9 protein-coding genes are annotated in these 13,104 nt (G+C 64.6%); 5 read left to right on the top strand and 4 right to left on the bottom strand.

The features are described 5' to 3' along the window. From BRA1253DRAFT_RS15145 to tarD, 3 genes are all read left to right on the top strand, one after another. Nucleotides 1-477, top strand: coding sequence for a glutathione peroxidase (locus BRA1253DRAFT_RS15145; RefSeq protein WP_007595653.1), 477 nt, complete (start codon nt 1-3; stop codon nt 475-477). After that, nucleotides 474-731, top strand: a complete 258-nt coding sequence (locus BRA1253DRAFT_RS15140) for a DUF3297 family protein (RefSeq protein ID WP_007595651.1) — start codon at nt 474-476, stop codon at nt 729-731. Before BRA1253DRAFT_RS15145 ends, BRA1253DRAFT_RS15140 begins: the two co-directional genes overlap by 4 nt. Before the next feature lie 146 nt (nt 732-877). After that, nucleotides 878-2,047, top strand: coding sequence for a D(-)-tartrate dehydratase (tarD, locus tag BRA1253DRAFT_RS15135; protein WP_007595649.1), 1,170 nt, complete (start codon nt 878-880; stop codon nt 2,045-2,047). A 351-nt stretch (nt 2,048-2,398) separates the two neighbouring features. Here the strand turns inward: tarD and BRA1253DRAFT_RS15130 are convergent, their stop codons facing one another. Beyond that, nucleotides 2,399-3,751 (bottom strand): malonyl-CoA decarboxylase, encoded by a 1,353-nt coding sequence (locus BRA1253DRAFT_RS15130; RefSeq protein ID WP_007595642.1) that lies wholly within the window; start codon nt 3,749-3,751, stop codon nt 2,399-2,401. Between the two features lie 180 nt (nt 3,752-3,931). Further along, nucleotides 3,932-4,783, bottom strand: a complete 852-nt coding sequence (locus BRA1253DRAFT_RS15120; protein ID WP_007595640.1) for a helix-turn-helix transcriptional regulator — start codon at nt 4,781-4,783, stop codon at nt 3,932-3,934. Between the two features lie 60 nt (nt 4,784-4,843). Between BRA1253DRAFT_RS15120 and BRA1253DRAFT_RS15115 the strand changes: the two genes are divergently transcribed. After that, nucleotides 4,844-6,016 (top strand): MFS transporter, encoded by a 1,173-nt coding sequence (locus BRA1253DRAFT_RS15115; protein ID WP_007595638.1) that lies wholly within the window; start codon nt 4,844-4,846, stop codon nt 6,014-6,016. Nucleotides 6,017-6,416: 400 nt separating this feature from the next. After that, nucleotides 6,417-8,684: a cation:proton antiporter gene (locus BRA1253DRAFT_RS15110; protein WP_007595636.1), complete on the top strand. Its 2,268-nt coding sequence runs from the start codon at nt 6,417-6,419 to the stop codon at nt 8,682-8,684. Here the strand turns inward: BRA1253DRAFT_RS15110 and BRA1253DRAFT_RS15105 are convergent. Together BRA1253DRAFT_RS15105 and BRA1253DRAFT_RS15100 are read right to left on the bottom strand one after the other, a co-directional pair. Further along, nucleotides 8,681-11,833, bottom strand: coding sequence for an efflux RND transporter permease subunit (locus BRA1253DRAFT_RS15105; protein WP_007595627.1), 3,153 nt, complete (start codon nt 11,831-11,833; stop codon nt 8,681-8,683). The genes BRA1253DRAFT_RS15110 and BRA1253DRAFT_RS15105 overlap by 4 nt on opposite strands. A 15-nt stretch (nt 11,834-11,848) precedes the next feature. Beyond that, the gene (locus tag BRA1253DRAFT_RS15100) at nt 11,849-13,042 is read right to left on the bottom strand and encodes an efflux RND transporter periplasmic adaptor subunit (protein WP_007595625.1); all 1,194 of its coding nucleotides are present in this window, start codon (nt 13,040-13,042) and stop codon (nt 11,849-11,851) included. Nucleotides 13,043-13,104: the final 62 nt, after the last annotated feature.

The raw sequence follows: 13,104 nt of genomic DNA, 5'->3' as shown, positions 1-13,104 counted from the left end.
ATGTCCGTGATCTACGACTTCAAGGCCAACTCGCTTCTCGGCGAAGAAGTGCCCATGCGCCGCTTCGAGGGGCAGGTGCTGCTGATCGTCAACACCGCGAGCAAATGCGGCTTCACGCCGCAATATCGCGGGCTGGAGGATCTGCATCGCGATCTCAATCCGCGCGGCTTCTCGGTGCTCGGCTTTCCCTGCAACCAGTTCGGTGCGCAGGAGCCTGGGCCGGCGAGCGAAATCCAGGCGTTCTGCTCGACCAACTACGACGTCACCTTTCCCCTGTTCGAGAAGATCGACGTCAACGGCAGCAATGCGCATCCGTTGTATAAGTACCTGAAACGCCAGCAATCCGGCCTGCTGGGCGCCTCCATCAAATGGAATTTCACCAAATTCCTGGTGGATCGCGCCGGCAAGGTGGTTTCGCGCTATGCGCCGACCGCGCGGCCCGAAGGATTACGGCAGCAAATCGAGACCCTGTTATGAGCGAGACAATCATGAGCGACGAATTTCCGGACCGCCTCTCGGTCGATCCGAGCAGCCCCTATTACAACGCGGACATTTTGGCGCGCGACGTCGGCATCCGCTTCAAGGGCGTCGAGAAGACCAATGTCGAGGAGTACTGCATCAGCGAAGGCTGGGTCCGCGTCACCGCCGGCAACGCCAAGGACCGCCACGGCAACCCGCTGACCATCAAGGTGCACGGCCCGGTCGAGCCGTATTTCAGGGATAAGAAGTAGGAGCGCGCTCTCTCCACCCGTCATCGCGAGCGCTCTCTCCTCGTCATTGCGAGGAGCCCTTGCGACGAAGCAATCCAGACTGTCTCCGCGGATGCATTTCTGGATTGCTTCGCTACGCTCGCAATGACGAAAGCAAGAGGTCCCCCATGTCCGTCCGCATCGTCGACGTCCGCGAGATCACGAAACCGATCTCTTCGCCGATCCGCAACGCCTATATCGATTTCACCAAGATGACGACGAGCCTGGTTGCGGTCGTCACCGACGTCGTGCGCGACGGCAAGCGCGTCGTCGGCTACGGCTTCAACTCCAACGGCCGCTACGGGCAGGGCGGCCTGATCCGCGAGCGCTTTGCCTCGCGCATCCTGGAGGCCGATCCGAAATCGCTGCTGAATGCGGCCGGCGACAATCTCGACCCCGACAAGGTCTGGGGTGCGATGATGACCAACGAGAAGCCGGGCGGCCACGGCGAGCGCTCCGTCGCGGTCGGCACCATCGACATGGCGGTGTGGGATGCCGTGGCGAAGATCGCAGGGAAACCGCTTTTCCGCCTGCTGGCTGAGCGTCACGGCGTCAAAGCCAATCCGCGCGTGTTCGTCTACGCCGCCGGCGGCTATTATTATCCGGGCAAGGACCTCTCGATGCTGCGCGGCGAGATGCGCGGCTATCTCGATCGCGGCTACAACGTCGTGAAGATGAAGATCGGCGGCGCCGATATCGAGGACGATCGCACCCGCATCGAGGCGGTGCTGAAAGAGATCGGCAACGACGCGCAGCTCGCCGTCGATGCCAACGGCCGCTTCGATCTCGAGACCGGAATCGCCTACGCCAAGATGCTGCGGGATTATCCCTTGTTCTGGTACGAGGAAGTCGGCGACCCCCTCGACTACGCGCTGCAGGCAGCCCTCGCCGAATTCTATCCGGGACCGATGGCGACCGGCGAAAACCTGTTCAGTCACCAGGACGCCCGCAATTTGATCCGCTACGGCGGCATGCGCCCGGACCGCGACTGGCTGCAATTCGATTGCGCGCTGTCCTACGGCCTATGCGAATACCAGCGCACCCTTGAAGTGTTGAAAACCCATGGCTGGTCGCCGAGCCGCTGCATCCCGCACGGCGGTCACCAGATGTCGCTCAACATCGCAGCCGGCTTAGGCCTCGGCGGCAACGAGAGCTACCCCGATTTGTTCCAGCCCTACGGCGGCTTCCCCGACGGCGTCCGCGTCGAGAACGGCCACATCACCATGCCCGATCTCCCGGGCATCGGCTTCGAAGGCAAATCGGATCTCTACAAGGAGATGAAGGCGCTGGCGGAGTAGCGCAACGCGAGGGGCGCGACGGCCGCGCCACACACTCCGTCATTGCGAGCGCAGCGAAGCAATCCAGAGTGTTTCCACGGGAGCAGTCTGGATTGCTTCGTCGCAAGGGCTCCTCGCAATGACGGTGGCGAGAGGGGAGCGCTTCGACGGGCGCTTCGGCTGCTGCGGGCGAATTGCTGGGATTGCGCGAGGTGTCGCCACAATCTCCGTCATTGCGAGCGCAGCGAAACAATCCAGAATCTTTCCGCGGAGGCAGTCTGGATTGCTTCGTCGCAGAGCTCCTCGCAATGTCGGCGGAGAGAGCGTCGTCGGCTGGGTTCGCCTTGACGATGTGCCGTGAGCCGAATGTCGCTACGACAGCCGCATGTCCAGCAGCCGCCGCCCTTCGCCCTTCAGCAGCTTCTTCACCGCGCTCGAGGCCACCACCTCGCCGTCATTCGCATAAGCTTCGTGGTTCTTCTCGATGTCGTCGAGGCGGTAGAGATAGTTGACCATCACGCCGGCGGACTCGCGCACGCCCTTGGGCGAGAGATCGCCTAACCAATTGATGCGCTCGAGGCGGGCGCCGTTGCCGAGATGGAAGCGCGCGACGGAATCGATCAGCTTGCCTTTCGGCGTGCGTGCCTTGAGGAAGTAGTGCGCCGCGAGGGGTTCGATCACGCCACGTAGCAGTGTCGTGGTCTCGGGGTTCTCGAACCATTTGGGATCGTCGAGGCGCTTCAGGATCTCGCGGTCCTCGTCCGACAGCGGCAAATCCTTGTCCTGCTTCACCCATGGCATGAAGCCCGGCACCGGCGACAGCGTCACGAAATTGTCGAGCTTGGGCAATTCGCGGCGCAGCTCCTCCACCACCTGCTTGATCAGGAAGCTGCCGAAAGAGATGCCGCCGAGACCGCGCTGGGTGTTGGAGATCGAGTAGAACACGGCGGTGCGGGCGCGCTCGATCGGGACGGAGGGGCGGTCGACCGCGAGCAGCGGCGCGATCGCGCCGGGGATCGTCTCCGTCAGCGCCACCTCGACGAAGATCAGGGGCTCGTCGACCATCGCGGGATGGAAGAAGGCGTAGCAGCGACGGTCGACCGGATCGATGCGGCGGCGCAGATCGTCCCAGTCGCTGATCTCGTGTACGGCTTCATAACGGATGATCTTTTCGAGGATGTTGGCCGGGGTCGACCAGTCGATCCTGCGCAGCACGAGAAACCCCCTGTTGAACCATGACGAGAGAAGATGCGAGACGTCGCGATCGAGTGCGGCGAGATCGGCGTGCCCGTTCATCATGTCGAGCAGGTCGGCGCGCATCTTGACGAGATCGCCGGTGCCGCCGGGCGCGCGGTTGAGGCGGCGGATCAGCTCCTGCCGGCGCGGCTCGGAGGCGAAGTGCAAGGCGCTGGCATCCTCGTCGGCCGGCTTGGCGCGCCATGTCTCGATCGCCTTGGACAGGCGTTCCCGATCCGGGCCGAAATCGCGCACCAGTGCTTCGAAAAAGGCGCGACGTCCCGCCGCATCCAGGTCCTGGTAGATGTCGAGCACCTCACGCGCCATGGCGGTGCCCGACGCTTCGCCCCGACCCGACAGCAGCGCGCCGCAGAGCTCGATCAATCCATCGGCGTCCGGCTTGGTGTCGGCAGAATCCCCGCGGCGAAGCAGCGTGCGGCCACGCTCGGAGATGGTGGTGAGCAGGTCGGAGAAGAAAGCGTTGGCCATCGGGGCTTTCGTGTCAGGTTTGTGCGGTGCGGGAATCTTACACGGGATTTGGGCGGAAGCCGATCACAATCAAGCGGGGGATTTTGGCAAGTTTAGCGGGGGCGGGCGGTTCGAAAACCCAAAGAAAGCTGTCATGCCCCGGCTTGACCGGGGCATCCAGTACGCCGCGGCTTTTCGGTTCTAGCCGCGCCGTCCCAGAGTACTGGATCGCCCGGTCAAGCCGGGCGATGACACGGAGTGTGTGGCAAACTCCGTCGGCGTCCGTCCCGTCACCTGACGGAACGCGGCCGAAAACGCCGGCACGCTGGCATAGCCGAGCTGGGTCGCGAGCTGCTTCACCGATACATTGGCATCCGTCGACAGCCGCTGGATCGCCGCCGCGATTCTTGCGCGCTGGCACCAGCTCTTGAAGCTCAGCTGCGTCTCTGTCGAAAACAGCCGCGACAGCGTGCGCGCGGAGGTTCCGACCTCGCGCGCCAGCGCGTCGATGTCGTGCAGGCCGGTGGGATCGTCGAGTACGATCATGGCCGCGCGCCGGCAGCGCGGCTCGTGTGGCAGCGGCACGAAGGTCGCGGAATCCTCAGCCTGGACCAGCTCCAGCATCACCAGGCGAACCAGCAGATCGGTCCGCTCCTCGGTATTGTGGGCGTCGAACAGCGCGAGGATCGCCTGGTTCAGCAGCGGCGACACCCGCACCACGAATTCCCTGGTCAGTCCCTCATGGCGCTGCTCGCGCTTCAGCCAGGCGAGGTCGAAATACAGCGTGCGCATCTCGATGTCGGCGAGCAGATCGATGGCGTGCTGGAGCCCGGCGGGGACCCAGACCGCGCGGTCCGGCGGCACCAGCCAGCGCCCCCCGGGCGTCGTCACCTGCATGGTGCCCCTGGCGGCATAGATCAGCTGTGCCTCGCGGTGCATATGCGGATCGATCCGCATGCCCTTGGGGTAGTCGCGCGCGACCAGATGCACGCCCGCGGGCGAGCGATGATTGCTCCGGACCGCCCGGAGGATTGGCGTCTCGACGACAGTCATTGGCGGCATCCCGTCACTCGCCCGACATATAACTCATTTCGGAGCAGGAGAGGATTCGGAATGAACAGCCCCGGCCGGGTGATCAGTTTCGTCAACGCGGGCCATTTCATCGACCATTACGCGATGCTGATTTTCGCCGCCGCGGTGATCATCATGGGACCGGCGCTCGGTATGGCCTATTCGGAACTCTTGCCTTATGCGACGCCGGGCTTCGTCGCCTTTGGCGCGGGCTCGCTGCTCACCGGCTGGCTCGGGGACCGCTGGAGCCGCCGCCACATGATGCTGATCTTCTTCGTCGGCATCGGCGCCTCCATGATCTCGGTCGGGTTCGTGCAGACGCAGGCGCAGCTCGGCGCGGCGCTGTTCGCGATCGGCATTTTTGCCTCGATTTATCATCCCGTCGGCACCGCAATGATCGTCTCCTACGCCGACAGGCTCGGCCGCGAGATGGGCATCAACGGCGTCTGGGGCAATCTCGGCGTCGCATCGTCGGCGCTGGTCACCGGCGTAATCGGCCAATATCTCGGCTGGCGCTTCGCCTTCATCGTACCCGGCATCGTCACCATCCTGATCGGCATCGCCTTTGCGATGATGGTCGTGCACGAGGACCGCAAGGGCTCGAAGCAGGCGGCAGCGCAGGCGCGGGTCGCCAAGCAGGACATGTGGCGCGTGATCCTGTCGCTGCTGATCGTGGTGATCGCGATCTCCACCACGTTCAATGCCGTCACCGTGGCGCTGCCAAAGCTGTTCGCGGAGCGGCTCGCCGATCTCACCAAAAGCCCGGCGCTGCTTGGTGTTATTGCCGCCTGCGTCTACGTGTTCGGCGCGATGACGCAATACACGATCGGCCGGCTGCTCGACCGCTATTCGCTGAAGACGGTGGCGCTGCCGCTGTCCTTCATGCTGGCGCCGTTCCTGTATCTGGCCGCGAGCCTGTCCAATTTGCCGCTGATCCTGGTCTCGATCGGCATCGTCATGGGCGCGTTCGGGCAGGTCACGGTCAACGACGCCATGGTCGGCAAATACACCAGCGAGGAATGGCGCTCGCGCGCCTATGCCGTGCGCTACTTCATCGGCTTCACCGCGGCCGGCGCCTCGGTCGGCCTGGTCGCCTGGCTCTACGAGCAGGGCGGCTTCGTCACCATGCTGCATGCCTTCGCCGCACTCTGCCTGCTCGCGATCGCAGCCGCGATCATTCTGCCGCGCGAGATCAGGACACCGCACGCGGTGTGAGGGATCGGCATGAGGCGCGCGGCTGCCTCAACGTCGTCATTGCGAGCGCAGCGAAGCAATCCAGAATCTTTCCGCGGCGGCAGTCTGGATTGCTTCGCTGCGCTCGCAATGACGGGGGATGAGGAGGCACCCTGCGCAGACCACTCATGATGCCATCATGCCAGTGTTTTGCCCGACGGCGCAAGCAGTTTCGGCAAAGACGAAATTTGAGTTTCGCAGAGACAAAATTTTTCTTCAGTCTTTTCAACCTCATCCCTACTGTGCATGGGGTTGTTTTCGCGTTTTTTGGTGTTGTCCCCTTACCCGGCCGCGAACTCAAGGAACTCCGGTTGCCTGCCGCGGGTTCTATCCCCGTCATCCCGGCACCTCGCCGGGGCAGATGAAGGGGGAAAATTCCTGCATGCAGTGGAGCCTGCTCCGACCGGTCGGCCTTGTCCCCGCGGCGCTTGTCCTCACCACAATTGCGGCCAGTGCCGAGGGCGGCAAATCGGCCGGTCCGTCCGAATTCCTGCTGGTGGCCCAGATCGTGCTGTTGATCGCGGTCGGCCGCGGTCTCGGCGAGATCATGCAGCGCCTCGGCCAGCCCTCGGTGATCGGCGAACTGCTCGCCGGCATCCTGCTCGGGCCCTCGCTGTTCGGTTGGATCTGGCCCGAGGCGCAGCACGCGATCTTCCCCAAGACGCCCGAGCAGAAAGCGATGATCGACGGCATCGCGCAGTTCGGCATCCTGCTTCTGCTGCTGCTGACCGGCATGGAAACCGACCTCAAGCTGGTCAGGAAGGTCGGCAAGGCCGCGATCGCGATCTCGATCGCCGGCATCCTCGTGCCCTTCGCCTGCGGCTTCGCGCTCGGCGAGTTCCTGCCGGACACGCTGTTGCCGAATCCGCAAGCCCGCCTGGTTGCGTCGCTGTTCATGGGCACGGCGCTGTCGATTTCCTCGGTGAAGATCGTCGCAGTGGTCGTCCGCGAGATGAACTTCATGCGCCGCAATGTCGGCCAGATCATCGTCGCCACCGCCGTCATCGACGACACCATCGGCTGGATCATCATCGCCGTCATCTTCAGCCTGGCGTCGCACGGCACGCTGGATATCGCCTCGGTGGCGAAAGCCGTGCTGGGCACGCTCGCCTTCCTCGCCATCAGCTTCACCATCGGCCGCCGCCTCGCGTTCCAGCTCATCCGCTGGGCCAACGACAATCTCGTCAGCACCGCGCCGGTCATCACGGTGATCCTGCTGATGATGTGCGCCATGGCGCTGATCACGCATCTGATCGGCGTTCACACCGTGCTCGGCGCCTTTGTCGCCGGCATTCTGGTCGGCGAGTCCCCGATCCTGACGCGGCAGATCGACGAGCGCCTGCGCGGGTTGATATCCAGCTTCTTCATGCCGGTGTTCTTCGGTCTGGCCGGCTTGAGCGCCGACCTCACGGTGCTGCGCGATCCCCATCTGCTGATGCTCACCGGCCTGCTGGTCGTGATCGCCAGTGTCGGCAAGTTCGGCGGCGCCTTCGTCGGCGGAACCGTGGGCGGGCTGAACACACGGGAGTCGCTGGCCCTCGCAAGCGGGATGAACGCGCGCGGCTCGACCGAGGTGATCATCGCCACCATCGGTCTTTCGATCGGCGTGCTCAGCCAGAACCTGTTCACGATGATCGTGACCATGGCGATCGTGACCACGATGGCGATGCCGCCGATGCTGCGTGCGGCGCTGGCGAAGCTGCCGATGAACGAGGAGGAGCAAGAGCGCCTGGAGCGCGAAGAGTTCGAGAAGCGCGGCTTCGTCGCCAATCTCGAACGTCCCTTGCTGGCAGTAGACGAAAGTGTCAACGCCACCTTCGCCGCCCACATTGCCGGCCTGATCGCCGGCATGCGCGGTCTGCCGATCACGGTGCTGCACATCGGCAAGCGCGCCAAGGATCAGGAGAAGGGACGCGACGAGGAGGAGAGCCCCGAAGCCGTGGTGAAGAAGGCCGCCGAGACCGTCTCGGCCCATGGCGATGGCGATTCCGGCAGCGTCGATGTCGTCACCCGGGCAAGGCGTGCGGAGCTCGGCGCGTCCATCGCCGACGAAGCGCGCAAGGGCTTCGACCTCCTGGTCATCGGCGTCGACAAGGTTGCTGCCGCCAAGGATCGCTTCGATAGGAAGATCGAGGACATCGCAGCGAAGTTCGAAGGACCGCTCGCGATCGTGGCGGCCAAGGGCAAGCACCTGAAGCAGCCGATGCCCGAGGCGCTCAACATCCTCGTTCCGGTCTCCGGCAGCGGCGTCTCCAAGCGCGGCGCGGAGGTCGCGGTCGCGCTGGCGCAGGCGGGATCAGGCTCGCTCCGGGTGATCTATGTCGCGACGACGCGCGACAAGGGCGCGCAACGCGGGGCCTCTCGGGGTCTGAGTCACGAGGCCGGCATCCTGAAGGACGCCAGCGATCTTGCCGCCCGCTACGAGGTCGACATCACCACGACCTTGCGCGCGAACCGGGCGCCGGAAGCGGCGATCCTGCGCGAGATCGAGACCACTGACGTCGATCTCGTGGTGATGGGCGTCGATCGCATCCAGGCCGATCACCTCTCCTTCGGTGGCGTCGCCGACGCCGTGCTCAGGCAGGCAAAAGTCTCGGTGCTCCTGGTCTCAAGCGGCGAGGCGCGGCAGGTGGCTGCGGAGCAAGCCTAGGACTTCACCTCGGCCACCGCCTTCGGCGTCTTCTTCGACGCACGCCAATTCTCGAACCGCTGCACCACCACGAAGAACGCCGGCACGAACAACACCGCAAGGCAGGTCGAGGCCAGCATGCCCGAGAACACCGTGATGCCGATCGACTTCCGCGCGCTGGCGCCGGCGCCGGTCGCGATCACCAGCGGCACCACCCCGAGGATGAAGGCGAACGACGTCATCAAGATCGGGCGGAAGCGGGCGCGCGCAGCTTCGATCGCGGATTCCAGCACCGGCTTGCCATCGCGGCCGTGCAGCTCGAGCCCGACCTCGACGATCAGGATGGCGTTCTTGGCCGACAGCGCGATCAGCAGGATCAGGCCGATCTGGCAATAGAGGTTGTTGTCGATCTTCAGGGCATTGAGGATCAGCATGGGGCCGAGCAACGACAGCGGCACCGCCAGGATCACCGAGATCGGCGCGTACCAGCTCTCGTATTGGCCGGCGAGCACGAGATAGACCAGCAGCATGGCGAGACCGAACACCCAGTAGATCTGGTTGGAGACGGCCTTCTCCTGATAGGACATCGCGGTCCATTCGTAGCCGGTGCCCGGCGGCAGCGTCTTGTCCGCGATCTCCTCCATCAGCTTCAGCGACTGGCCGGAGGAATAGCCCTGCGCCGGCAGGCCGATCACGGTCGAGGACGGATAGAGATTGTAGAGGCTGATCAGCGAGGGGCCGGTGGCCGGCGTGATCGTGGCGACGGTGCCGATCGGGATCATGTCGCCGTTCGAGTTGCGCACCATCATGTTGGCGATATCGCGCTCGGTGACGCGGAAGGCCGGATCGGCTTGCGTGTAGACCTGGAACACGCGGCCGAACTTGTTGAACTGGTTGACATAGGACGAGCCGAGATAGGTCGACAGCGCCGCGAACACCTGGTCCGTCGTGACATGCAGCGTCTGGGTCTTGATGCGGTCGACTTCGACGTTGAATTGCGGCACCGAAGAGCGGAACGAGGACTGGACGCGCTGCAGCGCGCTCTGGCTCTGGCCATTGCTGACCATCGCGCCCGTGATGGCCTGGAGCTTGGCGAAATCGCTGTTGCCGTCGCGCAGCTCGACCTGCATCGAGAAGCCGGCCGCGTTGCCGATGCCCTGGATCGGCGGCGGCGGCAGCACCAGCGTGCGCGCTTCCATGATGGCCGCGAGCTTGTCGTTCAGGCCGTAGACCAGTGAGCGCAGATCCTCGCCCGGTCCTTTGCGCGCGTCCCAGTCCTTCAGGATGATGTAGGCGACGCCGGCATTGGCAAGGCTGGCGCTGTTGTCGAGCGCGGAGATGCCGGCGATGGTGATGACTTGCTGGACTCCAGGCGTGTCCTTGATCAGCTCGCTCGCTCTGTCGAGCACCTTCTGGGTCCGCTCCAGCGCTGCGCCGTCGGGCAGTTGCACGGCGGCGATCAGATAGCCCTGGTCCTCGATCGGCAGGAAGCCGGTCGGCACCCGCGACAACCCGTAGCCGCCGATCACGATCAGCACCAGTGCGATCGCGACCGAGATCGTGCTGTTCCTGCACAGCACGCCGATCAGACGGATGTAGCCGCGCTCGACGCGGTTGTAGACCGCGTTGAAGCCGCGATAAAAGAAGTTGCGCTGCTCCGGCGGCACTGTCGGCCGTAGCCAGAGCGCACATTGCGTCGGCTTCAGCGTCGCCGCGTTGATGGCGGACAGAAGCGCGGTCGCGGCGATCACCAGCGCGAATTGCGAATAGATGCGGCCGGTGAGCCCGGCGAGGAACGACGCCGGCAAAAACACCGAGATCAACACCAGCGTGATGCCGACGATCGGCGCGAACAACTGGTCCATTGCTTTGATCGCGGCGTCGTGGCCGTTCATGCCCTGCTCGATGTTGTGGGCCGCGCCTTCCACCACGACGATGGCGTCGTCGACGACGATGCCGATCGCGAGGACGATCGCGAACAGCGTCGACATGTTGATGGTGAAGCCGAGCGCCGCCATGGCGGCGAAGGCGCCGATGATGGTCACCGGCACCGTGGTGGCCGGCACCAGCATCGCGCGCCAGTCCTGCAGGAACACCAGGATCACGACCAGCACCAGCAGGCCGGCCTCGATTAGCGTCATGTAGACCTCGTGCACCGAGGCCTGCACGAACTTTGTGGTGTCGAACGGCGTATCGTACTTCATGCCTTGCGGGAACGCCTTCGCAAGCTCCGCCATCTTCTTCTCGACGGCCTGCTCGACCTGGAGTGCATTGGCGCCGGGCGACTGGAACACGCCGATGCCGGTGGCCGGCTGCTTGTTTAGCGAGAAGATCTGGCTGTAGGTCTGCGCGCCGAGCTCAACCCAGCCGACGTCGCGCACCCGCGTGACGTCGCCGCTGGTGCCCGATTTGACGATGATGTTCTCGAACTCGGTGGTGTCGTCGAGCCGGCCGTTGACGTTGAGGGTGTACTGAAACGCCTGGCCCGGCGGCGTCGGCGGCGCGCCGACTTGGCCGGCCGAGACCTGCTGGCTCTGCTGCTGGATCGCCTGGATGACGTCCTGCGGCACCAGGCCACGGACCTGCAGCTTGTTCGGATCTAGCCACACCCGCATCGAATACTGACCGGCGCCGAACACGGTGACGTTGCCGACGCCGGGCAGGCGCGAGAGTTCGTCGCGGAGGTTGATGGTGGCGTAGTTGCTCAGATACAGGCTGTCGAACGTCTTGTCGGGCGAGGTCAGCGTCACGAATAGCAGGATCGACGTCGACCGCTTCTGGACGGTGACGCCCTGGTTCTGCACCGACTGGGGCAGTTGCGACAGTGCGCTGGAGACGCGGTTCTGCACCAGCACCTGCGCGAAGTTGAGGTCGGTGCCGATCTTGAAGGTCACGGTCAGCGTATAGGTGCCGTCAGAGCCGCTGTAGGACTGCATGTAGAGCATATCCTCGACGCCGTTGACCTGCTGTTCGATCGGCAAGGCAACCGTGTCGATCACGGTCTTGGCGCTGGCGCCGGGATAGCGGGTCGTGACCTGCACCGTCGGCGGCACCACGTCGGGATATTGCGCGATCGCGAGGTTGAACAGCGCGACGCCGCCGATCAGGATCATCAGCAGCGCGATGACGTTCGAGAGGACCGGCCGCTCGATGAAGAATTTTGAGATCATGGCAGGCGCTCCTACTTACTTGGCAGACGCCTGCGGCTGCTCGATCTTCGTCACCTGCGGATCGATCTTCTGGCCCGGAATCACCCGCAGCAGCCCTGCGATCACCACGCGGTCCTCCGGCTTCAAGCCGCTTTCGATCACGCGCAGGCCGTTGTCGACGGGACCGATCTGCACCTTGCGCTGCTCGACGACGTTGTCGCCGTTGACGACGAGGAGATAGCGGCCGCCCTGGTCGCTGCCGAGCGCGGTGTCGGGCACGAGCAGGGCGTCCTTCTCCTGGGTGAAGGGCACGCGGACGCGGACGAAATAGCCGGGCAGCAGCACCCGCTTGTCGTTGGGGACGAGACCGCGCACCGCGAGCGTGCCCGTCGACTGGGTGAGGGTCGGGGCGACATAGTCGAGCTTGCCCTCATGCGGATAGCCGGCCTCGGTCTGCAGGCCGACTTGAATCGGAAATTGCTTCATGTCGGCGGCGGTGAGCCCCCGGCGGGAGGCCTCGGCACGGATGCGCAGCACGTCCTGCTCGTTGACGGTGAAATTCACATAGATCGGGTCCATCGCGACGATGGAGGCGAGTTGAGTCGGGGAGGAGACCCCGACGAGCTCGCCGATCGAGACCATATGCGCGCTGACGACGCCGTCGAATGGTGCGCTCACCTTGGTGTAGCCGTAGTTGACTTCGGCGAGGCGGGTGTTGGCCTGGGCCTGCTGGAGGTTGGCCTGTGCGTTGTCGCGGTTCGAAGTCGAGCTGTCCAAAGTCGCTTGCGAGACCGCTTGCCGCTGCACGAGATCGCTCTGCCGCTTGAAGTCGGCTTCCGCCTGCCGGAGCGAGGCCTGCGCGCCGGCCTCGGCCGCCTGCGCCTGGTCGAGCTTGAGCTTGTAGGTTTCGGGCTCGATCGTGAACAGCTGGGCGCCCTGCTTGACGAAGGCGCCGTCCTGGTAGTCGATCGATTGCAGGAATCCCTGCACGCGTGCGACGAGATCGACATTCTTGACCGGCGCGGTGTTGCCGGTGGCCTCGACATACCGCGTCACCGGGCGCTGTACGGGCGTAGCCACGTCCACCTTGGGCGGGGGCGGGGCGACGAAACTGTTCTTGTCCTCGCAGCCGGTGAGTGCGGCCACGGCCATCGCGGCGGCCAGTGCCCGCCCGACATGTCTCCACGCTCCGTTGCTTCGTGCGGGAGATGCGGGATTCGCGCAGGTCATTCGGTGGCCCCCGGTTGCTGTCTGTCGGGGCGGGAGGCTATCAACAAATGCCCGGACGTGGA

The sequence above is a fragment of the Bradyrhizobium sp. WSM1253 genome, assembly GCF_000244935.1.
In the GTDB taxonomy this organism is placed as follows: Bacteria; Pseudomonadota; Alphaproteobacteria; order Rhizobiales; family Xanthobacteraceae; genus Bradyrhizobium; species Bradyrhizobium canariense.
This window is presented reverse-complemented; position numbering and strand designations above follow the sequence as displayed.

Bases quoted from the DNA above. Each gene is read 5' to 3' on its own strand.
- BRA1253DRAFT_RS15145 (WP_007595653.1), top strand. From the start codon at position 1: ATGTCCGTGATCTACGACTTCAAGGCCAACTCGCTTCTCGGCGAAGAA.
- BRA1253DRAFT_RS15140 (WP_007595651.1), top strand. From the start codon at position 474: ATGAGCGAGACAATCATGAGCGACGAATTTCCGGACCGCCTCTCGGTC.
- tarD (WP_007595649.1), top strand. From the start codon at position 878: ATGTCCGTCCGCATCGTCGACGTCCGCGAGATCACGAAACCGATCTCT.
- BRA1253DRAFT_RS15130 (WP_007595642.1), bottom strand. From the start codon at position 3,751: ATGGCCAACGCTTTCTTCTCCGACCTGCTCACCACCATCTCCGAGCGT.
- BRA1253DRAFT_RS15120 (WP_007595640.1), bottom strand. From the start codon at position 4,783: ATGACTGTCGTCGAGACGCCAATCCTCCGGGCGGTCCGGAGCAATCAT.
- BRA1253DRAFT_RS15115 (WP_007595638.1), top strand. From the start codon at position 4,844: ATGAACAGCCCCGGCCGGGTGATCAGTTTCGTCAACGCGGGCCATTTC.
- BRA1253DRAFT_RS15110 (WP_007595636.1), top strand. From the start codon at position 6,417: ATGCAGTGGAGCCTGCTCCGACCGGTCGGCCTTGTCCCCGCGGCGCTT.
- BRA1253DRAFT_RS15105 (WP_007595627.1), bottom strand. From the start codon at position 11,833: ATGATCTCAAAATTCTTCATCGAGCGGCCGGTCCTCTCGAACGTCATC.
- BRA1253DRAFT_RS15100 (WP_007595625.1), bottom strand. From the start codon at position 13,042: ATGACCTGCGCGAATCCCGCATCTCCCGCACGAAGCAACGGAGCGTGG.